The sequence below is a fragment of the Bacillus sp. L_1B0_5 genome, from assembly GCF_000836715.1.
Lineage (GTDB): Bacteria > Bacillota > Bacilli > Bacillales > Bacillaceae_G > Bacillus_A > Bacillus_A thuringiensis_S.
Window position 1 is genome coordinate 1 of sequence record NZ_JXIS01000235.1, and the last position, 307, is coordinate 307.

Sequence of the window (307 nt, forward strand, 5' to 3'; positions counted from 1 at the left end):
GATAATACCAGTTATCACTAAGGAAACTGCTGCAATGGTAGCTATCACAGGTAAAAGCGCCAAATTCAACGCGCCAAATGAAACAGCGAGAGCTGCTACAATTGGAGTTAAAATAATAAACGCTGTACTCAATGCCCCCATCACGATTAAAAGCGTTTGATCGGCTTCAGACAATTTACTAAACCAATCCATTACAGATTTAACTCCATCAACAATTGGAGGTAAAATGTCTTTCGCTAATTCTGCAAATTTCTTTCCAAGTGGTTCTAACGCAGCCTGTGTTTCTCTTAATGCTTTTTGAAATTGC

Annotated in this window: 1 protein-coding gene; it reads right to left on the bottom strand. The window is 38.8% G+C overall.

The window, feature by feature from the left end:
• Positions 1-307 (bottom strand): hypothetical protein (locus RT27_RS35655; RefSeq protein ID WP_043939477.1); only part of this gene is annotated, 307 nt, incomplete at both ends.